This window comes from Pseudomonas sp. AC239 (assembly GCF_979258545.1).
In genome coordinates, this window is record NZ_OZ409864.1 from 4,688,336 (window position 1) to 4,707,567 (window position 19,232).

The 19,232-nt window shown below is 59.3% G+C and carries 15 protein-coding genes; 4 read left to right on the forward strand and 11 right to left on the reverse strand.

The features are described from left to right. Positions 1 to 21 precede the first annotated feature (21 nt). From ACZ0AZ_RS21430 to ACZ0AZ_RS21475, 10 genes are all read right to left on the reverse strand, one after another. A complete protein-coding gene (locus ACZ0AZ_RS21430) occupies positions 22 to 1,986 on the reverse strand; it encodes an acetoacetate--CoA ligase (protein WP_463538084.1) in 1,965 nt (654 codons plus the stop codon). Between the two features lie 136 nt (positions 1,987 to 2,122). Continuing rightward, positions 2,123 to 2,896 carry a 3-hydroxybutyrate dehydrogenase gene (gene hbdH, locus ACZ0AZ_RS21435; RefSeq protein WP_039758577.1) on the reverse strand — a complete coding sequence of 258 codons (774 nt, stop codon included), beginning with the start codon at positions 2,894 to 2,896 and terminating at the stop codon, positions 2,123 to 2,125. A 7-nt stretch (positions 2,897 to 2,903) separates the two neighbouring features. Next, complete coding sequence (locus ACZ0AZ_RS21440) at positions 2,904 to 4,295, reverse strand: GntP family permease (protein WP_039758575.1); 1,392 nt, start codon at positions 4,293 to 4,295, stop codon at positions 2,904 to 2,906. 276 nt (positions 4,296 to 4,571) lie between these two features. Beyond that, positions 4,572 to 5,987 carry a sigma-54 interaction domain-containing protein gene (locus ACZ0AZ_RS21445; protein ID WP_463538085.1) on the reverse strand — a complete coding sequence of 472 codons (1,416 nt, stop codon included), beginning with the start codon at positions 5,985 to 5,987 and terminating at the stop codon, positions 4,572 to 4,574. 141 nt (positions 5,988 to 6,128) lie between these two features. Beyond that, positions 6,129 to 7,703 (reverse strand): ABC transporter ATP-binding protein, encoded by a 1,575-nt coding sequence (locus tag ACZ0AZ_RS21450; RefSeq protein ID WP_039758573.1) that lies wholly within the window; start codon positions 7,701 to 7,703, stop codon positions 6,129 to 6,131. 9 nt (positions 7,704 to 7,712) lie between these two features. Beyond that, positions 7,713 to 8,735 carry an ABC transporter permease gene (locus ACZ0AZ_RS21455; protein WP_129998591.1) on the reverse strand — a complete coding sequence of 341 codons (1,023 nt, stop codon included), beginning with the start codon at positions 8,733 to 8,735 and terminating at the stop codon, positions 7,713 to 7,715. Continuing rightward, positions 8,735 to 9,796, reverse strand: a complete 1,062-nt coding sequence (locus tag ACZ0AZ_RS21460) for a microcin C ABC transporter permease YejB (RefSeq protein WP_039758569.1) — start codon at positions 9,794 to 9,796, stop codon at positions 8,735 to 8,737. Before ACZ0AZ_RS21460 ends, ACZ0AZ_RS21455 begins: the two co-directional genes overlap by 1 nt. Next, a complete protein-coding gene (locus tag ACZ0AZ_RS21465; RefSeq protein WP_310404951.1) occupies positions 9,796 to 11,664 on the reverse strand; it encodes an extracellular solute-binding protein in 1,869 nt (622 codons plus the stop codon). Before ACZ0AZ_RS21465 ends, ACZ0AZ_RS21460 begins: the two co-directional genes overlap by 1 nt. A gap of 130 nt (positions 11,665 to 11,794) precedes the next feature. Continuing rightward, positions 11,795 to 12,076 carry a peptidylprolyl isomerase gene (locus ACZ0AZ_RS21470; RefSeq protein ID WP_039758565.1) on the reverse strand — a complete coding sequence of 94 codons (282 nt, stop codon included), beginning with the start codon at positions 12,074 to 12,076 and terminating at the stop codon, positions 11,795 to 11,797. Positions 12,077 to 12,171: 95 nt separating this feature from the next. Then, entirely contained in the window at positions 12,172 to 13,041 is an 870-nt protein-coding gene (locus ACZ0AZ_RS21475) for an esterase/lipase family protein (protein WP_039758976.1), read from the reverse strand. A gap of 334 nt (positions 13,042 to 13,375) precedes the next feature. Between ACZ0AZ_RS21475 and ACZ0AZ_RS21480 the strand changes: the two genes are divergently transcribed. Next, positions 13,376 to 14,455: a hypothetical protein gene (locus ACZ0AZ_RS21480; protein ID WP_039758563.1), complete on the forward strand. Its 1,080-nt coding sequence runs from the start codon at positions 13,376 to 13,378 to the stop codon at positions 14,453 to 14,455. A gap of 53 nt (positions 14,456 to 14,508) precedes the next feature. Here the strand turns inward: ACZ0AZ_RS21480 and ACZ0AZ_RS21485 are convergent, their stop codons facing one another. Further along, positions 14,509 to 15,582 (reverse strand): 3-deoxy-7-phosphoheptulonate synthase, encoded by a 1,074-nt coding sequence (locus ACZ0AZ_RS21485; protein WP_463538086.1) that lies wholly within the window; start codon positions 15,580 to 15,582, stop codon positions 14,509 to 14,511. A 603-nt stretch (positions 15,583 to 16,185) separates the two neighbouring features. Here ACZ0AZ_RS21485 and ACZ0AZ_RS21490 point away from each other — a divergent pair. From ACZ0AZ_RS21490 to uvrC, 3 genes are all read left to right on the forward strand, one after another. After that, positions 16,186 to 16,629 carry a GNAT family N-acetyltransferase gene (locus tag ACZ0AZ_RS21490; protein ID WP_016774511.1) on the forward strand — a complete coding sequence of 148 codons (444 nt, stop codon included), beginning with the start codon at positions 16,186 to 16,188 and terminating at the stop codon, positions 16,627 to 16,629. Between the two features lie 127 nt (positions 16,630 to 16,756). After that, entirely contained in the window at positions 16,757 to 17,398 is a 642-nt protein-coding gene (gene gacA / locus ACZ0AZ_RS21495; RefSeq protein WP_024012761.1) for a response regulator transcription factor GacA, read from the forward strand. 2 nt (positions 17,399 to 17,400) lie between these two features. After that, entirely contained in the window at positions 17,401 to 19,224 is a 1,824-nt protein-coding gene (gene uvrC / locus ACZ0AZ_RS21500) for an excinuclease ABC subunit UvrC (protein ID WP_024012762.1), read from the forward strand. Positions 19,225 to 19,232: the final 8 nt, after the last annotated feature.

The window sequence follows — 19,232 nt, forward strand, 5'->3', positions numbered from 1 at the left end:
CTGGCACGGGGCAGCGTTGCTTCATGGCGCGCAGTCGCTGAGCTCACGCCGATCTCGAAACTGCTCCAGCGCTTCGGGATTGGCCAGCGCATCGGTGTTCTTCACCGGCCGCCCATGCACCACGTCTCGCACCGCCAGCTCGACAACCTTCCCGCTGATGGTGCGTGGAATATCCGTCACCGCAACAATCTTCGCCGGTACATGCCTAGGGGTGGTATTGGCGCGGACGACTTCACGAATGCGCTGTTGCAACTTGTCGTCGAGCATCAGTCCTTCGCGCAATCGCACAAACAACACGACCCGCACATCATCCTGCCACTGTTGGCCAATGGCGACGCTATCCAGTACCTCAGTGATTTTCTCGACCTGACGATAGATTTCCGCCGTGCCGATCCGCACGCCACCCGGATTGAGCACGGCATCCGAACGGCCATGAATCATCATCGCGCCGTGGGGCAATTGTTCGGCGTAGTCACCTTGCGCCCAGACGCCAGGAAACAGGCTGAAATAAGACTGTCGCAGCTTCGCGCCGTCAGGGTCATTCCACAAACCAATCGGCATCGCCGGGAAATGTCGGGTGCAGACCATTTCGCCTTTTTCACCGATTACCGGCTGACCAGCGTCGTTCCAGACTTCAACAGCCATACCCAGGCTCTTGCCCATGATCTCGCCGCGTCGTACCGGTGACAGCGGATTGCCGTTGACGAAGCACGAGACGATATCGGTGCCACCGGACATCGAGGCCAGGCACACATCGGTTTTCAAGTCGCGGTAAACGAAATCGTAACTTTGCGGCGATAGCGCCGAGCCGGTGCACAGCAAGGTTCTCAGGCTGCCCAGATCATGACTTTCGCGGGGCCTGACACCGCTGCTTTCCAGCGTGGCAAGAAACTTGGGACTGGTGCCAAACACGCTGATGCGTTCGTCGTCGATCAGGTCGAGCAGACGCTGAGGGTCCGGATGAAACGGTGAGCCGTCGTAGAGCACGACAGCGCTGCCAACCGCGAGCGCCGAAACCAGCCAGTTCCACATCATCCAGCCGCAGGTTGTGTAGTAAAACAGGCGATCACCGGGACCGAGATCGCAGTGCAAGCCGTGTTCCTTGACGTGTTGCAGCAGCACGCCGCCGGTGCTGTGGACGATGCATTTCGGTACGCCAGTGGTGCCGCTGGAGTACAGCACGTAAAGCGGATGGTTGAACGGCACCGGAGTGAAATCCGGCTCGCCACCGGGTAGATAAAAATCTTCCCAGAAAGAGACGCAGGCCAGGGTTTGGTAGTCCTCGATGCGAGCTTGCGGGCGAGCGTACGGCACGATGATCAACCGCTGCAGCGACGGCAGTTGCGCCAGGATTTCGTTGAGCTTGGCGGTCTGATCGAGGTTTTTCCCGGCATATTGATACCCGGCGCAGGTGAGCAGCACTTTCGGTTCGATCTGGCCAAAGCGATCAATCACGCCATGGGTGCCAAAGTCGGGCGACGAGCAGGACCAGATCGCGCCGAGGCTGGTGGTGGCCAGCATTGCCACCAGCGTCTGCCAGGTGTTGGGCATGCACGCCGCCACGCGATCACCTTGAGCCACACCGGCCGCGCGCAGGCTCGCCTGAAAACCGGCGACGTGTTCGGCCAGTTCGGCCCAGGTCAGCTGTTCGCGCTGGCCATTTTCCGCGACGGCGACCACTGCTACCGCATCATCGCGACGGCGCAGCAGGTGTTCAGCTAAGTTCAGCGTCGCGCCCGGAAACCATTCCGCACTCGGCATCTCTGCACCCTCACGCAAGACGGCGTCAGGCTGGGTGTGAAAACGGATGTCGAAAAAATCGACGATCGCCTGCCAGAAAGCGGGGCGCTGCTCGATGCTCCATTGGTGCAGGGCAGGGTAGCCATCGAGCTTAAGCGAATGCCGCTGATTCACTTCGCGCCGGAACGCGTCCATGCGCGAACGGGCGATACGCTGGGCGTCGGGTTGCCAGAGGATCTCGGACATGGGGTTGCCTCTTTTTATCGGATTACACATACCTTGTAGGAGTGAGCCTGCTCGCGATAGCGGTGTGCCAGCCCCGTAACAGGTGACTGATGTACCGCTATCGCGAGCAGGCTCACTCCTACAGAGGGCCAGGTGTTTATTGCGCCAGCCAGCCACCATCAATATTCCACGCCGCGCCGCGTACCTGGCTGCCAGCTTCGCTGCACAAGAACAGCACCAGCTCACCCAAATGCTGCGGTGTGACGAACTCCAGCGACGGCTGTTTTTCGGCGAGCAGATCATGCTGCGCCTGCTGCGGATCGACGCCCTTGGCCGCGCGATCATCGATCTGCTTCTGCACCAGCGGCGTCAACACCCAACCTGGACAGATCGCATTGCAGGTGACATGGCTGGTCGCGGTTTCGAGCCCGACCACTTTGGTCAGGCCGATCACACCATGCTTTGCGGCGACATATGCGGCTTTGCCGGTGGAGCCGACCTGACCATGCACCGAGGCGATGTTGATGATGCGCCCCCAGTTTTTCCGACGCATGCCCGGCAGGCTCAGACGCGTGCTGTGAAACACCGACGACAGGTTGATCGCGATGATCGAATCCCAGCGCTCCACCGGGAACTCTTCCACTGCCGCGACATGCTGAATACCTGCGTTGTTGACCAGAATGTCGACGCCGCCAAACTCACGCTCGGCGTAAGCAATCATGTCGGCAATCTGCGCCGGATCGCTGACATCGGCGGGATGATGGCCGACCTTGCCGCCGTACTGAGCGACGTCAGCGATCACTTTCGAGGCGTCGCCGAAGCCATTGAGAATCAGATTGGCGCCGGCCTTGGCCAGGCTCAGCGCGATGCCCAGGCCGATGCCGCTGGTGGAGCCGGTCACCAAAGCTGTCTTGCCGGAAAGAGTGGTCATGAATACCTCACACAATGCCAGTGGCGTAGAAAGTGCCGATCACCACGAAAACCGCCAGGGTCTTGATCAGCGTAATACAGAAAATGTCTTTATAGGCTTCGCGGTGGGTCAGCCCGGTCACCGCCAACAGCGTGATCACCGCGCCGTTGTGCGGCAGGGTGTCCATGCCGCCACTGGCCATCGCTGCGACGCGGTGCAGCACTTCCAGCGGAATATTCGCCGCGTGCGCCGCACTGATGAACTGCTCGGACATCGCCGCCAGCGCAATGCTCATGCCGCCCGAGGCCGAACCGGTGATGCCGGCCAGCAGCGTCACGGTGATCGCTTCGTTGACCAACGGATTGGGAATCTGCTTGAGCCAGTCAGCCAGCACCAGGAAGCCGGGCAGCGACGCAATCACCGCGCCAAAGCCGTATTCGGAAGCGGTGTTCATGGCCGCCAGCAGCGCACCGCTGACCGCGCTTTTGCTGCCTTCGGCAAGCTTGCTGCGAATCGCCTGAAAGCCGAACGCCAACACCATGAGGATGCCGACCAGCAACGCCGCCTGCACCGCCCAGATCGCCGTGAGTTTGGCGATCTCGGTGGTGACCGGCGCGGCCATGCCCGGCAGCGCGAGGCTATGAGTCTTGCCGTACCACTGCGGAATCCACTGGGTAAACAGCAGATTCATGATGCCCACCGCCAGCAATGGCGACAGCGCAATCCAAGGGTTCGGCAGCTTGAGATCTTCTGCCGTTTCCGGTTCGTTGCGCAGTTCGGTGCCGTAACCTTCGCCGGCACGCTGCGCCTTGTTGCGCTGACGCTGCAGGAACAGCATCCCGGCGCAGAATACGAAGATCGTGCCGATCACCCCCAGCCACGGCGCCGCCCAGGCGGTGGTGTTGAAGAAGGTGCTGGGGATGATGTTCTGGATCTGCGGGGTGCCGGGCAGGGCGTCCATGGTGAACGAGAACGCACCGAGGGCAATGGTCGCCGGGATCAGGCGCTTGGGGATATTGCTCTGGCGGAACATCTCCGCTGCAAACGGGTAAACGGCAAAGACCACAACGAACAACGACACGCCGCCATAAGTCAGCAGGGCGCAGACCAGCACGATCACCAGCATCGCTTGCTTAGTCCCGAGCAAGCGAATCGCAGCAGCCACGATCGAGCGTGAGAACCCGGACAGCTCGATCAACTTGCCGAACACCGCGCCGAGGAGAAATACCGGGAAGTAGAGCTTGATGAAACCGACCATCTTGTCCATGAACACCCCGGTAAACGCGGGCGCTACGGCGGACGGATCGGTGAGCAGGACCGCGCCGAGGGCGGCGATCGGGGCGAAGAGGATGACGCTGTAGCCACGGTAGGCAGCCAGCATCAGCAGCGTCAGGGCTGCCAAGGCAATGATCACACTCATGGTGTGTCTCTCCAGGATTGTTATTTTTGTGGGTGGAACGGGTGTGGAGAGGTGTTAGCGAGATTTGTGCCAGAAGCTCAAGTTATTGAAATATATGGATATTATTCTTCTCAAAGAGATGTTTGGATTGATATTGTCTCTAATCAGAGACTTTCGTTGCTGGAAGGACGCTTTCGCGAGCAGGCTCGCTCCCACAGCTGACACCGGGCTCCCTGTGGGAGCGAGCCTGCTCGCGAAGCTTTTGCTCTCGTCTTAAAAGAGAGATCGGCTGTCTCTTTATATAGACTCGGCAATCCCGAGCGCAGCCATTTTCTTGTACAGCGTCGACCGCCCAAGCCCCAACCGAACCGCCGCCTCCGGTACTTTCCCCGCGCATTGCGCCAAGGTCGACTCGATCAACTGCCGATCAAACCGCGCCCGCGCCTTGGCAAATGTCTCACCGGCCGGCGCTTGCAGACTCGGTTCGGGCGTTCGCTCAACCGGAGTGAACGTGCCAATCGCCGCGCGAATATCCTGTTCGGTCAAGATCAGATCATCACTGAGCAACGCCGCCCGCTCCAGTACGTTGCGCAACTCGCGAATGTTGCCCGGCCACGCATGCTGGCCCAGCAACGCCAGCGCATCGCGGTGCAGTTCATGCTGGCTGCGCAGTTCTTCCAGAATCGCCTCGCTCAGCGCCGGCAGATCATCGAGACGTTCGCGCAGCGGCGGCACCTGGATCGGCAGTACGTTGAGGCGGTAGTACAAATCGGCGCGGAATTCGCCGCGCTTGATCGCCGCCTGCAGATCCGTCGAGGTCGCGGCGATTACCCGCACATCGCTCTGGATCACTTCGTTGGAGCCGACCGGTTCGTACTCTTTTTCCTGCAACACCCGCAGCAGTTTGCTTTGCAGCGGCAGCGGCATGTCGCCGATCTCGTCGAGAAACAGCGTGCCGCCCTGAGCGACCTGCAGTTTGCCGGTGCGCCCCTTGCGATCGGCGCCGGTAAAAGCGCCGGGTGCCGTGCCAAAGAATTCGGCTTCCAGCAGCGCTTCGGGAATCGCCGCACTGTTGATGCTGACGAAGGCTTTGTGCGCCCGAGGCGAGGCGCTGTGAATCGCTTGGGCAAGCAGCTCTTTGCCGGTGCCGGTTTCCCCCAGCAGCAAAACGGGCGAATCAGCGCTGGCACTGCGCCGGGCGCGGCGTTTGACTTCGAGGCTGGCGGCGCTGGTGCCGATGAAATGGGCGAAATTGTATTTGGTCTGCCGCGCACGCAGCAGCGAGCGGGTCGAGGCGAGTTCTTCCTGCATGCTCAGGTAGCGCTTGAGCATCGGCGACAGCGTGCGCAACTCGTCGAACAGGGCAAAACCGATGGCGCCAATCACGCTGCCGGCGTCGTCGTGGATCGGCAGGCGCATCACCACCAGCGGTTCCTTCGGCGTGTCCTGCATGTCCAGCAGAATGGGGCGACCGGTGCGCACCACTTCGCGCAGCAAGCTGCCGGGGATCACACTTTCGCAGGATTTGCCGATGGCGCCTGCCGCCGATTCGAGACCAAAGCGCCGCGCGTAGCGTTCGTTCATCCAGACGATGTTCGCTTCGCGATCGACGATCACCGTGCCTTCGCTGGACTGCTCGATGATCTCGAACAGCGAACGGATCGCCAGGGTGCGAACCCGTTGATAGTCCTTGAGGCTTTCGGTGGTGTTCATCTGCAGTGTCCTGAAAATATTTCGCCTGTTTAAGGCCTCATCGCGAGCAGGCTCACTCCTACAGGGGAACGCATTCCAATTGCAGGAGTGAGCCTGCTCGGGATAGCCATGACTCGGTTCCGAGGCGAGCGCCGATTATGCCTACCCCGGATGCGCCGCCGCCAACAGCTCTTTGGTGTACGGATGCTGCGGGTTGTCGAACACGTCGTGACTGGCGCCCCGCTCGACGACCTGGCCGTCCTTGATCACGATCATGTCATGGGCGAGCGCGCGCACCACCGCCAGATCATGGCTGATGAACAGGTAGGTCAGACCGTGTTTTTCCTGCAGATCACGGAGCAGGGCGACCACTTGTTTCTGTACGGTGCGGTCGAGGGCCGAGGTCGGTTCATCAAGAAGGATCAGCGCGGGTTTGAGCACCAGTGCCCGGGCAATGGCGATGCGCTGGCGCTGACCGCCGGAAAATTCATGCGGGTAGCGATGGCGGCTCTCCGGATCCAGACCGACTTCCTTGAGAACACGAATTACCTGCTCGTCGCATTCGTCAGCCGTCGATTCGCAATGCACTTCCAGGCCTTCGCTGATGATCTGTGCTACCGACATGCGCGGGCTCAGGCTGCCAAACGGATCCTGAAACACCACTTGCATCTTCCGGCGCCACGGCCGCAGTTGCTTCTGATTGAGGCCATCAAGCGCTTCGCCCTGAAAGCGAATACTGCCCTCGGAATCCAGCAAGCGCAGGATCGCCTGCCCCAGCGTCGACTTGCCCGAACCGGACTCGCCAACAATGCCCAAGGTCTTGCCGCGCTGAATATTCAGACTGATGCCATCAACTGCGCGCAGATACTGCTTGCGGCGAAACAATCCGCCGCCGACCTGGAAATCGACGCGCAGGTCAGCGACCTCCAGCACATTTTCACGTTCGTCACGGGGCAGGGCTTCACCTTCCGGTTCTGCGTTCAACAGCACGCAGCTGTAAGGGTGTCTGGGTTCGGTAAACAGGGTTTCGCAGGGTGCCTGCTCGACGATCTCGCCAGCCTTCATCACGCACACCCGCTGCGCGATGCTGCGCACCAGATTGAGATCGTGGCTGATCAGCAGCAGCGACATGCCGAGCCGCTGTTGCAAGGACTTGAGCAGCAAGAGAATCTTGCGCTGCACGGTGACATCCAGCGCCGTGGTCGGCTCGTCGGCAATCAACAACTCCGGTTCGCAGGCCAGGGCCATGGCGATCATCACCCGTTGCCGTTGCCCGCCAGAGAGCTGATGCGGATAAGCTTTCAAGCGTTCCTTGGGCTTTTGAATGCCGACCAGTCCGAGCAGTTCGAGAATACGCTGCTGCGCTTGCTTGCCGCCGAGGCCACGGTGCAGCAACAGGGTTTCGCCGATCTGCTTTTCGATGGTGTGCAGCGGATTGAGCGAGGTCATTGGCTCTTGAAAGATCATCGCAATGCGATTGCCGCGCAGCTCACGCAAGACTTTCGGCTCGGCACCGAGCAGTTCCTGTCCGCGATAGCGGATGCTGCCACGGGTTTGCGCCTCCGTATCGGGCAGCAGCTGCAGGATCGAATGCGCGGTCACCGATTTCCCCGAGCCCGATTCGCCGACCAGCGCCAGGCACTCACCGGGGCGGATATCCAGGCACAGTTCTCGCACCACCGTCTGGCCATGGAAGGCGACATTGAGGTTGCGGATTTCAATCAGGTTTTCAGTCATGGTCACGCTTCAGGATCGAGGGTCGAAAGCGTCACGTAACGCTTCGCCGATAAATACCAGCAAGGAAAGGATCAGCGCCAGGGTAAAGAACGCGGTCAACCCGAGCCACGGCGCTTGCAGGTTCTGCTTGCCCTGACCGATCAGTTCGCCCAGCGAGGCACTGCCGGCCGGCATGCCGAAGCCAAGAAAATCCAGCGCGGTCAACGTCGAAATCGCCCCGGTCAAAATGAACGGCAGATAGCTCAGTGTCGCGTTCATCGCGTTGGGCAGGATGTGCCGGAAAATCACTTTGCGGTCAGTCAGGCCCAAGGCGCGTGCGGCTTTGACGTATTCCAGATTGCGCCCGCGCAAGAACTCGGCCCGTACCACATCGACCAGTGCGAGCCAGGAAAAGAGCGCCATGATCCCCAGTAACCACCAGAAATTCGGCTCGACGAAACCGGAGAGGATGATCAGCAGGTAAAGCACCGGCAGTCCCGACCAGACTTCCAGTACCCGCTGCCCCAGCAGATCGACCCAGCCACCGTAATAGCCCTGCAACGCGCCGGCGGCGATACCGATCAGCGCGCTGACAAACGTGAGCATCAAGGCAAACAGTATCGATACCCGAGCGCCAAAGATGACGCGGGCCAGCACATCACGCGCCTGATCGTCGGTGCCCAGCCAGTTGACCGATGTTGGTGGGCTCGGCGCCGGTTTGTTCAGGTCATAGTTGGGCGTGTCATCGCTGAACGGAATCAGCGGGAACAATAACCAGCCGCCGTCCTTGTGGATCAGGTTCTGCACATATTCGCTGCGGTAATCAGCCTGGAAGGGCAGTTGCCCGCCGAACTCCTGTTCGGTGTGGCGCTTGAAGACCGGGAAGTACCACTGGCCCTGATAACTGACTACCAACGGCTTGTCGTTGGCGATCAATTCGCCACCCAGCGTCAGGATGAACAGGCCGATGAACAGCCACAGCGACCACCAGCCGCGACGGTTTTTCTTGAAACGTTCGAAACGGCGACGACCCAAAGGCGAGAGCTTGAACATCAGGCATTCCTCGCGGCGAAGTCGATACGCGGGTCGACCAGGGTGTAGCAGAGGTCGCCGATCAGTTTTATCAGCAGGCCGAACAGAGTGAAGATAAACAGCGAGCCGAACACCACCGGATAATCCCGTGATACCGCTGCTTCGTAACTCATGCGTCCAAGGCCATCGAGGGAGAAGATCACTTCGATCAGCAGCGAGCCGGCGAAGAACACGCTGATGAACGCCTGAGGTATGCCTGAGACCACCAGCAGCATCGCGTTGCGAAAAACATGTCCGTACAGTACGCGGCGTTCGCTCAAACCTTTGGCTCGGGCCGTGACGACGTACTGTCGGGTGATTTCATTGAGGAACGAGTTTTTCGTCAGGATGGTCAGGGTGGCGAATCCGCCAATCACGAGTGCGGTGACCGGCAGCACCAGATGCCAGAAATAGTCGGCGATCTTGCCCAGCGTCGACAGCGATTCGAAGTTGTCCGAGACCAGTCCGCGCACCGGAAACCAGTTCAGCGAAGTGCCGCCGGCAAATACCACGATCAGGAACATCGCAAACAGAAACGCTGGCATTGCATAGCCAATGATGATCGCCGTGCTGCTCCAGATATCGAAATGGCTGCCATGGTGGACGGCCTTGCGGATGCCCAGCGGGATCGACACCAGATAGGTGATCAGCGTCGCCCACAGCCCGAGCGAAATGGTCACCGGCATCTTCTCCAGAATCAGGTCGGTGACGGTCGCGCCGCGAAAGAAGCTTTTTCCGAAATCCAGCTGCGCGTAGTTTTTCAGCATCAGCCACAGGCGTTCGTGGGCAGGCTTGTCGAAGCCGTACTGTTTCTCGATGTCCTTGATCAGCTGCGGGTCGAGGCCACGGCTGGCGCGCGACGCGTTGCTCGATGTCTCGCTGGCTCCGCCGCCGACGCTGGCACCGCCGATGCCCTGCAGATGGGCGATGGCCTGTTCCACCGGTCCGCCGGGCGCGGCCTGAATGATCACGAAATTGACCAGCAGGATGATCACCAGCGTCGGAATGATCAGCAGCAGGCGCCGCAGTATGTAACCCCACATCAGTGCGGCCCTCCGGGTCTGCTGCGACTGATTTTCTCAGCGGTCATTTGTTGGTTGGTCAACGGCGTCCGGCTGATTTCCCACCAGCTCTCGATGGCTTCGTCATTGCTCGCCTGGACCGTGGGAATGCCGAAGCGGTTCCACCAGACGGTCGAAGTGCCCGGCGGGTAGTAATTGGGAATCCAGTAGTAGTTCCATTGCAGCACTCGGTCCAGTGCATGGGCGTAATGCAACATGTCCGATTGAGTCGAGGCGCGGATCAGGCCGTTGATCAACGTGTCGACCGCCGGGTTTTTCAGCACCATGTAATTGTTCGCGCCCGGATCGTTGGCCGCTGCCGAGCCGAAGTAGTTGAGCAGCTCGCCGCCCGGAGACGTCGTGACGGGGTAGCCGGTGACGATCATGTCGTAATCGCGGCTCATCAGGCGATTTACATACTGCGAAGAGTCGATGCGGCGGATGTTGAGCTCAATGCCGATCTGCTTCAGCGTGCGCTTGTATGGCAGCAGGAGGCGGTCCATGCCGTTCTGGCTGACTAGAAAGGTGAAGCTCAATGGCTCACCGGCGTTGTTGACGAGTTGATCGCCGTCCGGTTTCCAGCCGGCCTGCTCGAGCAAATCAAGCGCTTGCAATTGCTTGTCACGGATGATCCCGCTGCCATCGGTCTTCGGCGCTTCGAAGACTTGAGTGAACACTTCCTCAGGAATCTGATCGCGCAGCGGTTCGAGGATTTTCAGTTCCTGTGCGTCGGGCAACTGTCTAGCGGCGAGGTCGGTGTTGGAGAAGTAGCTCTGCTGGCGGATATACACGTTGCGCATCATCTGCCGGTTGCTCCACTCGAAATCCCAAAGCATCGCCAGTGCCTGGCGCACGCGACGGTCCTGGAACATCGGCTTTTGCAGATTGAACACGAAGCCCTGGGCGGATTGCGGCGCTTCAGTGGCGAGGTGGGCTTTCTGCAAACGGCCATCGCTGAGGGCCGGGCTGTCGTAGCCGATCGAATAGCCGGTCGCGGAAAACTCGCGGTTGTAGTCATAGGCACCGCCGCGCAGGACCTGACGAGCGACATCGGTGTCGCCGAAATACTCGATACTGAAATGGTCGAAGTTGTACAGACCGCGACTGACCGGCAGGTCCTTGCCCCACCAGTCGCCATTGCGTTCGAAGGTGATGCTGCGCCCGGAGTCGACCTTGCCGACCCGATACGGCCCGCTGCCCAGCGGCGGTTCATAACCACCGCCGCCGGCGAAATCGCGACTCTTCCACCAGTGTTCGGGAAACACCGGCAGGGTCGCGATATCCAGCGGCAAGGTGCGGTTTTCGTTGCTTTTGAAGTCGAAGCGCACGGTCAGTGGGCCTTCGATTTCAACGCCTTTGACGTCGGCGAACTGGGTGCGATAGCGCAGGCTGCCCTGGGTCATCAAGAGATTGTAGGTGTAGCGCACGTCTTCAGCGGTGATCGGTTTGCCATCGGCAAAGCGCGCCTTCGGATTGATGAAGAAACGCAGCGAAAGACCGTCGTCCGAGCGCTCCATCTGTTGTGCGACCAGACCATAGACGGTGTATGGCTCGTCCAGTGAGCGCTGCGCCAGTGGAGAGTAAAGGAGCCCGTCGATCTGTGTTACACCGATGCCTTTGTCTATATAGGGCAGCAAATGGTCGAAGTGTCCGATTTCGATCGCCGAGCGACGCATTGTCCCGCCCTTCGGCGCTTGCGGATTGGTGTAGTCGAAATGGCTGAAGCCGGCGGGGTACTTCGCCGGTTCGCCGTAAACGGTCAGTGCGTGTTGCGGCGCAGCGACTACACCGGCGGCACCCGTGAGAAGGGCGAGGGCGGTGAGCATCAGTGTGGGAAAAACCAGTCGCATCGTCAGCCTTGGAACGGAAAATCGATAAGCGCAAGTTGTACGCGAGCCGCGCGCCACTCGCCAGCCGTATATGTAACTGAAACACAACGGCCCACCAGAAGGCGGGCCGTTGTAGCAATCGGACGACGAATCAGTCCTGACGGCTGGTGACTTCCAGCAGGTGATAACCGAACTGGGTTTTCACCGGGCCTTGCACGACGTTGATCGGCGCGCTGAAGACCACGGTGTCGAATTCCTTGACCATCTGGCCTGGACCGAACGAACCCAGATCACCGCCCTGACGGCTGGACGGGCAGCTGGAGTTGGCTTTGGCGACTTCAGCGAAATCGGCGCCGCCTTCGATCTGGGCCTTGAGTTCGTTGCACTTGTCTTCGCTGGAAACCAGGATGTGGCGGGCAGTGGCTTTAGCCATGGGAAATTCTCCGAACTGTTTCAATAAAATGTGGAGCCTACCGGAATCAGTGGGCGAATTCTCGGCAAAGTTCCATTCTGCGTCCCTGACTCTATTCAAAGATCCGCCGCACGCAGGCGCCGGGCATGCTCGACGTACAGTTCGATCGGATCGGGTGAAGAGATCTTCGTGCCCGCAGTTTTTCGCAGGCTGGCCAAGTGATCCATCGGATAATCGGAGCGGATCACATGGCCGAGGTGAGCGCTGAAGCGTCCGACAAAACCGTCATTTTGCTGGGGTTCGGTGGTGAAGTATTGCGACAGGACCCGGCATATGCCTTGGACCGGATCCAGTGCTGGCTGCGTCGATTGCGGAACAACTCCACTCCACGAGTAATAACGCACGCCGTTGACTTGCTCGGCACCGTGGCCTCCCCAGGTTTGCGGCAGACCCTGTGGGAACTTGTCATTGAATTGGCCAACGCCAACGGTAGTCAGCGCATTGAGTGCGGCGAGCGCATTCTGCGGTAACGCCACGCTGCCGCTAAGCAAGCACAGAAGATCGGCAAATTGCGTCGCAACATTTTGCGCAACCACTTCCGGCAGCTTGCCGGGGACCAGCGCCTTGCGCAGAAAGTCGGCGAGCTCCGAACCATGATTCGGGCCGCTGACGGAGGTAACTGAAGCGACGAGGTCTGGTGCAAGCGCTGCAGCATAGCGTGCAGCCAAGGCGCCCTGACTGTGTCCTATAAGGTTGACTTTCCTGGCGCCTGTGCCTCGCAGCACGCAGGCAATCTGTGACAGCAATTGCTCACCCCTCATTTCGTTGTCGTGAGTGGCGCAAAGGTGTGGAACAAACACTCGACAGCCGGCCGCTTTCACCGCGGACTTGACGTCATGGAACAGCTCGAAATGACCGATACGCTCGAACCCGAACAGACCGTGGACCAACAGGATGGGATAACGAGTTGTAGCATTCCGTTGCATGTTCTTACCTTTTTCGTAGAAGTTCATCGGGAAATCACCGGGCCACTCTAAAACACTCATCCCGTTGAAGAAGTACGAAGAAGCTTCACTTCGTGTTTGAAAATGGACTACGAGGTGTACGAAATTTCGGAGACCTGTGAAATCCGAATCGGAAGTTCGCCGGGTCGTTTGTCGTCATAACTGCGCGAACTCCTCAGTTGCCTACTTTGCTGGTAGCGGTTACGCCGTCGTCGCGGTGTATTCGGCTGACATCCAGAACATCCAAAGAAGTCCTCAATGTAGATGTCAGTGTCGTCGTTCGGAACGGCACGCTTTCCAGGGAGTGGAGACGAAAATGAACAGCCATGAAGTCGAGTTTTGCTGGCGGATGCGTCAGCCGGCAGTTGCCAAAATGTCTATCGAGCCTCTGATGGCGCCAACGATTGATGGGTTGGAGGGCAGCGTTCTGGAGCCTTCGTTGGCCAGGGCCGTTGTTCGCATTTCTCCTTATGCCAACATGCATTGTGGTGATCAGTTGACGTTGAGCTGGGAGGGGCTCGATATCGAAGGCTTCGCCTATCAATACGAGAAGGTTCGATTTGTCAGCCAGGCTCAGGTTGGCAGAGAAGTCATCTTCGTCATCAAGGGCATGCATGTGGCTGCGCTGGATGGTGGTTCGCTCGAGGTTTACTGGACACTTCAAAGTGCGTCCGCACCCAACGCAGTGGAGTCTGTTCGCCTGCAACTGTCTGTGGGAGATGTCCGCGCGCAACTGTTGGCACCGCAGATAGAAGGCTCGGTAAGCGGAGCGCTGGAGCCGTCGCGAGTGACCGAGGGCACATTGGTTACGTTGCAGCCCTACGCGAGAATGTCGGCGGGGGACCGGGTGATGTTGTCCTGGCACGGTGATACCTCGCCCGAGATCTTTACCGACACGTTGAACGTGGAGGCCTACGTCGTTGCACAAAATCTGTCGTTCTGGGTACCGGGCTGCTATATCGAAGCGCATCGCGGCGGTGAGGTCGTCGTCGCCTACCGTGTCGAACAACCCTGTGGAACGGTTCGCACCTCGGAGCCAGCGAAAGTTTTCATCGGGCCGGCGGTGCGTGCTCGGCTGGCTGCGCCGGATGTCGTTGAAGCGATTGAAAATGTGTTGTCAGTGAAGGATTCGGTAGACGGGGTTTCCATTCTCATTGAGGACGCGCAAGTGCAGGAGGATGAGCTGGTCTATCTCAAGCTTGACGGCGAATTTTTCAGTCACCGCGATGATCTTGAAATCACTTCGGAGCTGGCCGGGCAACCGCTGAGTTTCATTGTCCCTCACCGCTTCTGGCGGGAACATCATGGGACAACGGTCGAGATTGCTTACACCGTAGAACGTCTGGATGACGTCAGTCAGCAATCTGCGGTGAGACGGATCAGCGTAATGGCATAGCGTGGGAACGTCAGCCCTCCGCGCTCTGAATGGAGCAGGAGGGCGACTTGCGATTACCTCCTGGTCTGTGCGAGACGGTGTGCGGCGTCGGTCAGCAGTTGTTCGGTTGCGCCGAAGCCGAGGCAGCCATCGGTAATCGATACGCCATAGCGCAAAGAAGTGCTCAGCGGCTGGCAGCCTTCGAAAAGGTGTGATTCGAGCATCATGCCGATTAGCGAATGGTTACCGCGCAAGCGTTGCTCAAGCACGTCGTTGAACACCCCTGGCTGACGCAGTGGGTCCTTGCCGCTATTGGCGTGGCTGCAATCGACCATGATTCGACTGGGGATCTTCAGTCGGCTGAGTTCGGCGCTGATTTTGGCGACGCTGGTTGCGTCGTAGTTTGGCCCATGATGGCCGCCGCGCAGCACCATGTGGGTGTCCGCATTGCCAGCGGTTTGCACGATCGCCGGATGCCCTTGGCTGTCCACGCCGAAATGCCGATGCGGATGAGCTGCCGAGCGCATGGCGTCGACGGCAACGGCGGCGCCGCCGTCGGTGCCGTTTTTGAAGCCGACCGGCATGTTCAGGCCGCTTGCCATCTCTCGGTGAATTTGCGATTCGGTGGTGCGGGCACCAATGGCCACCCAGCTCAGCAGGTCATCGAAGTAATTGGCAGCCATGGGTTGGAGCAGTTCGGTGGCAACCGGTAGTCCGAGCCGGATCATTTCCAGCATCAGTTCGCGGGAAAGTATCAGGCCGGCGGCCATGTCATCAGTGCCATCCAGATGCGGATCGTAGGCCAGGCCTTTCCAGCCGATCGTGGTACGTGGCTTTTCAACGTAGGCGCGCATGACCAAGAGCATTTCACCGCTGACATCCTCAGCCAGACGAGCGAGCTTGCTGGCGTATTCGATTGCCGATTGCGGGTCGTGAATAGAACAGGGACCCACGATGACCAGCAGGCGTGGATCTTCACCGTTGAGGATGGCACGCACCGCCTGACGGTGAGTATTGACTTGTTGTTGCAGGGAATGACTGAGCGGGAACTGCTGTTTGAGCTGCAATGAACTGGGCAGACGCAGGGTCAGCGCTTCGTTGGCAGAGTCGAGAGTGGACAGCGGCAAAGCGGAAACTGAAGAGTTCATGTTCGGTCTTCCTGGGCGGATGGCGGGTTTTTCCCGCGCACTCGGCCCTACTGGGGTGTTCGACAAATGGCCGTACGGGCTAGGCGTGTGTGTTTGCCACCGGTAGGTGACCGATCGGAGGCGGCAGGCTGTCCCGAGCGGAGGCTGGTAAATCGCCAGGCGCTAAAGCTGTCGTAACGGTAATAAGTGGCGTAGTTCATGGTGGAATCCTCGAAGTGTGGTGTGTCGCTGAAAGTGATGGGCCTGAAAAAACAAAACCCCCGGTCGGGAGGCCGACCGGGGGTTGAGAAATCTCTGGTAGGCGACCCGTTATCATGGGCGCCGTTTGGGTATCAGGCGCGCCAGTGGCTAAACCAATACCCAAAATAAAAGTTGTCTGGAGCGCAGGCGTCGTTGACCCACGCAGCCGCAATCGAGCGCGAGGCGCTGGCGATGCAAGACTGTGAAGAGGCGTTGAACATGGTCTGTCTCCGATGAATACGCCGAGCTTACTCGACGCTGATACGCGTCAGCAATCAGAAAATGCTATTGCGTGCCGAGCGAAACGGCTATCACTGGTAAACGATCTGGTTAAAGTACATTTTTACGATTGGAGAGAGCTGAATGAGTTATCGAATTCGGCATGCCACCCATGATGATCTTGCGTTTGCGCGGGATCTGACCTGTCGCAACATGCTGCGCTATTACATTGACCACGATCTGTTGTGGCAGGACGAGGCATTCGACGCAGGCTGGCAGTATCGTGAGAACTGGATGATCCTCCAGGATGAACTGCTGATCGGCTTTGTCAGTCTGAGCGAGGATGCCCGAGCGCTGTACATACGCGAATTGCAGATTGATCATCCGTGGCAAGGGCAGGGCGCCGGTTCCTGGGCCATTGATCAGGTGATCGAGATGGCTCGGCAGGCAAGGCGACCGGCACTGCGGCTGACAGTGTTTGACAATAACCCGGCGCAAAAACTGTATGCATCTAAAGGACTGCACATCGTGGGCAGGGATGAGTGTTTCCTCAGAATGCAGCTCGATTTGAGTACAGCTGTGCTCTGAAACCCACAGCCGGCAAGCCCTGAATGACGAATTGAAACTTTTTAAATGCGGCTTTCCGCTAGGTCTGTCTGGCACTTTTTGCTAAGGTGTCCGGCATCCCAATAAGACCATATCGCGAGGTGTCTGCTTGATTAGGGTGCTAGTGGTCGACGACCATGATCTCGTTCGTACAGGCATTACACGGATGCTGGCCGATATCGATGGCCTGCAGGTGGTGGGTCAGGCCGAGTCAGGTGAAGAGTCCCTGATCAAAGCCCGTGAATTGAAGCCTGACGTAGTGCTCATGGACGTCAAGATGCCCGGCATCGGCGGCCTCGAGGCCACACGGAAACTGCTGCGCAGCCACCCGGACATCAAGGTGGTTGCCGTTACGGTGTGCGAGGAAGACCCTTTCCCGACGCGTTTGCTGCAGGCCGGCGCCGCCGGTTACCTGACCAAGGGGGCGGGTCTCCCGGAAATGGTTCAGGCCATTCGGCTGGTTTTCGCCGGGCAGCGTTACATCAGTCCCCAGATCGCTCAGCAGTTGGCGATCAAATCATTCCAGCCAACCAATGATTCGCCGTTCGATGCCTTGTCGGAGCGGGAAATCCAGATTGCCTTGATGATTGTCGGCTGCCAGAAGGTCCAGATCATTTCCGACAAGTTGTGCCTGTCGCCGAAAACCGTGAACACCTACCGCTACCGCATTTTCGAGAAGCTTTCGATCAGCAGCGACGTCGAGCTGACGCTGCTCGCGGTGCGTCACGGCATGGTGGATGCCAGCGCCTGACCATGACCGAGACATTTGATTCCAGTGCTTTCCTGTCGACCGTCAGCGGTCGCCCGGGCGTCTATCGCATGTTCGACAGCGAGGCGCGCCTGCTGTATGTCGGCAAGGCGAAAAACCTGAAGAAACGTCTGGCGAGCTACTTTCGCAAGACCGGACTGGCGCCGAAAACGGCTGCACTGGTCGGGCGTATCGCTCAGGTCGAGACGACCATCACCGCCAACGAAACCGAAGCGCTGCTGCTGGAACAGACGCTGATCAAGGAGTGGCGCCCGCCGTACAACATCCTGCTGCGCGACGATAAATCCTATCCGTACGTGTTTCTCTCCGACGGACAGTTTCCGCGCCTGAGCATCCATCGCGGCGCAAAAAAGGCCAAGGGCAAGTATTTCGGCCCCTATCCGAGTGCCGGCGCCATTCGCGAAAGCCTGAGCATCCTGCAAAAAACCTTTTTCGTCCGTCAGTGTGAAGACAGCTATTACAAGAACCGCACCCGTCCGTGCCTGCAATACCAGATCAAACGCTGCAAGGCACCATGCGTGGGTTTGGTCGAGCCTGACGTCTACGCCGAAGACGTGCGCCACTCGGTGATGTTCCTCGAAGGTCGCAGCCACGCGCTGACCAACGAGCTGTCCACCGCGATGGAAGAGGCAGCGATCAATCTCGAATTCGAACGCGCGGCCGAATTGCGTGACCAGATCGCCTTGCTGCGCCGGGTGCAGGACCAGCAAAGCATGGAAGGCGGAACCGGCGATATCGACGTTATTGCCGCATTCGTCAACCCAGGCGGCGCCTGTGTCCACCTGATCAGCGTGCGCGGCGGGCGAGTGCTGGGTAGCAAGAATTTTTTCCCGCAGGTCGGCATCGAGGAAGACGTTTCCGAAGTCATGGCGGCGTTTCTCGGCCAGTACTACATCAGCAGCCCCGAGCGCGATTTGCCGAGCGAGTTGATCGTGAATGTGGTTCACGAAGATTTTCCAGCGCTGATCGAAGGGATTCATACCTTGCGCGGCCGCGAATTGGCCATCAGTCACCGGGTGCGCGGTACCCGTGCGCGCTGGCAGCAACTGGCAGTGACCAACGCTGAGCAAGCCTTGGGCGCGCGTCTGGCCAACCGTCAGCACACCGCCGCGCGATTCGACGCGCTGGCCGAAGTGCTGAATCTGGATGAGCCGCCGCAACGTTTGGAATGCTACGACATCAGTCATTCCAGCGGCGAAGCTACGGTTGCCTCCTGCGTGGTGTTCGGGCCGGAAGGTGCGATCAAGTCGGATTACCGCCGCTACAACATCGAAGGCGTCACCGCCGGCGACGATTATGCGGCCATGCACCAGGCGCTGACCCGCCGGTTCAGCAAACTCAAGGACGGCGAAGGCAAGTTGCCGGACATCCTGCTGGTCGACGGTGGCAAGGGTCAATTGTCGATGGCCCGTGATGTGCTCAACGAATTGGCCGTGCCGGATCTGATCCTGTTGGGCGTCGCCAAAGGCGCCACGCGCAAGGCCGGTTTCGAAACGTTGTATCTGAATGATGCAGCCCACGAGTTCACCTTGCGCGGCGATTCACCCGCCTTGCACCTGATTCAGCAGATCCGCGATGAGGCGCACCGCTTCGCAATTACGGGGCATCGCGCTCGTCGCGGCAAGACCCGCCGAACCTCAACGCTGGAAGGCGTGGCAGGGGTAGGGCCGACCCGCCGCCGTGACCTGTTGAAACATTTTGGTGGATTGCAGGAGCTGTCTCGTGCAAGCATCGAAGAGATCGCCAAAGCCCCGGGGATCAGTAAAAAGCTCGCTGAGTCGATTTATGCGAACCTGCATAGTGAGTAGAATGCCCC

Excerpts from the sequence above, each read along its gene's own strand:
- ACZ0AZ_RS21465 (WP_310404951.1), bottom strand. The coding sequence starts at position 11,664 with ATGCGACTGGTTTTTCCCACACTGATGCTCACCGCCCTCGCCCTTCTC.
- ACZ0AZ_RS21485 (WP_463538086.1), bottom strand. The coding sequence starts at position 15,582 with ATGAACTCTTCAGTTTCCGCTTTGCCGCTGTCCACTCTCGACTCTGCC.
- ACZ0AZ_RS21430 (WP_463538084.1), bottom strand. The coding sequence starts at position 1,986 with ATGTCCGAGATCCTCTGGCAACCCGACGCCCAGCGTATCGCCCGTTCG.
- uvrC (WP_024012762.1), top strand. The coding sequence starts at position 17,401 with ATGACCGAGACATTTGATTCCAGTGCTTTCCTGTCGACCGTCAGCGGT.
- ACZ0AZ_RS21475 (WP_039758976.1), bottom strand. The coding sequence starts at position 13,041 with ATGCAACGGAATGCTACAACTCGTTATCCCATCCTGTTGGTCCACGGT.
- hbdH (WP_039758577.1), bottom strand. The coding sequence starts at position 2,896 with ATGACCACTCTTTCCGGCAAGACAGCTTTGGTGACCGGCTCCACCAGC.
- ACZ0AZ_RS21470 (WP_039758565.1), bottom strand. The coding sequence starts at position 12,076 with ATGGCTAAAGCCACTGCCCGCCACATCCTGGTTTCCAGCGAAGACAAG.
- ACZ0AZ_RS21445 (WP_463538085.1), bottom strand. The coding sequence starts at position 5,987 with ATGAACACCACCGAAAGCCTCAAGGACTATCAACGGGTTCGCACCCTG.
- ACZ0AZ_RS21460 (WP_039758569.1), bottom strand. The coding sequence starts at position 9,796 with ATGTGGGGTTACATACTGCGGCGCCTGCTGCTGATCATTCCGACGCTG.
- ACZ0AZ_RS21440 (WP_039758575.1), bottom strand. The coding sequence starts at position 4,295 with ATGAGTGTGATCATTGCCTTGGCAGCCCTGACGCTGCTGATGCTGGCT.
- ACZ0AZ_RS21480 (WP_039758563.1), top strand. The coding sequence starts at position 13,376 with ATGAACAGCCATGAAGTCGAGTTTTGCTGGCGGATGCGTCAGCCGGCA.
- ACZ0AZ_RS21455 (WP_129998591.1), bottom strand. The coding sequence starts at position 8,735 with ATGTTCAAGCTCTCGCCTTTGGGTCGTCGCCGTTTCGAACGTTTCAAG.
- ACZ0AZ_RS21490 (WP_016774511.1), top strand. The coding sequence starts at position 16,186 with ATGAGTTATCGAATTCGGCATGCCACCCATGATGATCTTGCGTTTGCG.
- ACZ0AZ_RS21450 (WP_039758573.1), bottom strand. The coding sequence starts at position 7,703 with ATGACTGAAAACCTGATTGAAATCCGCAACCTCAATGTCGCCTTCCAT.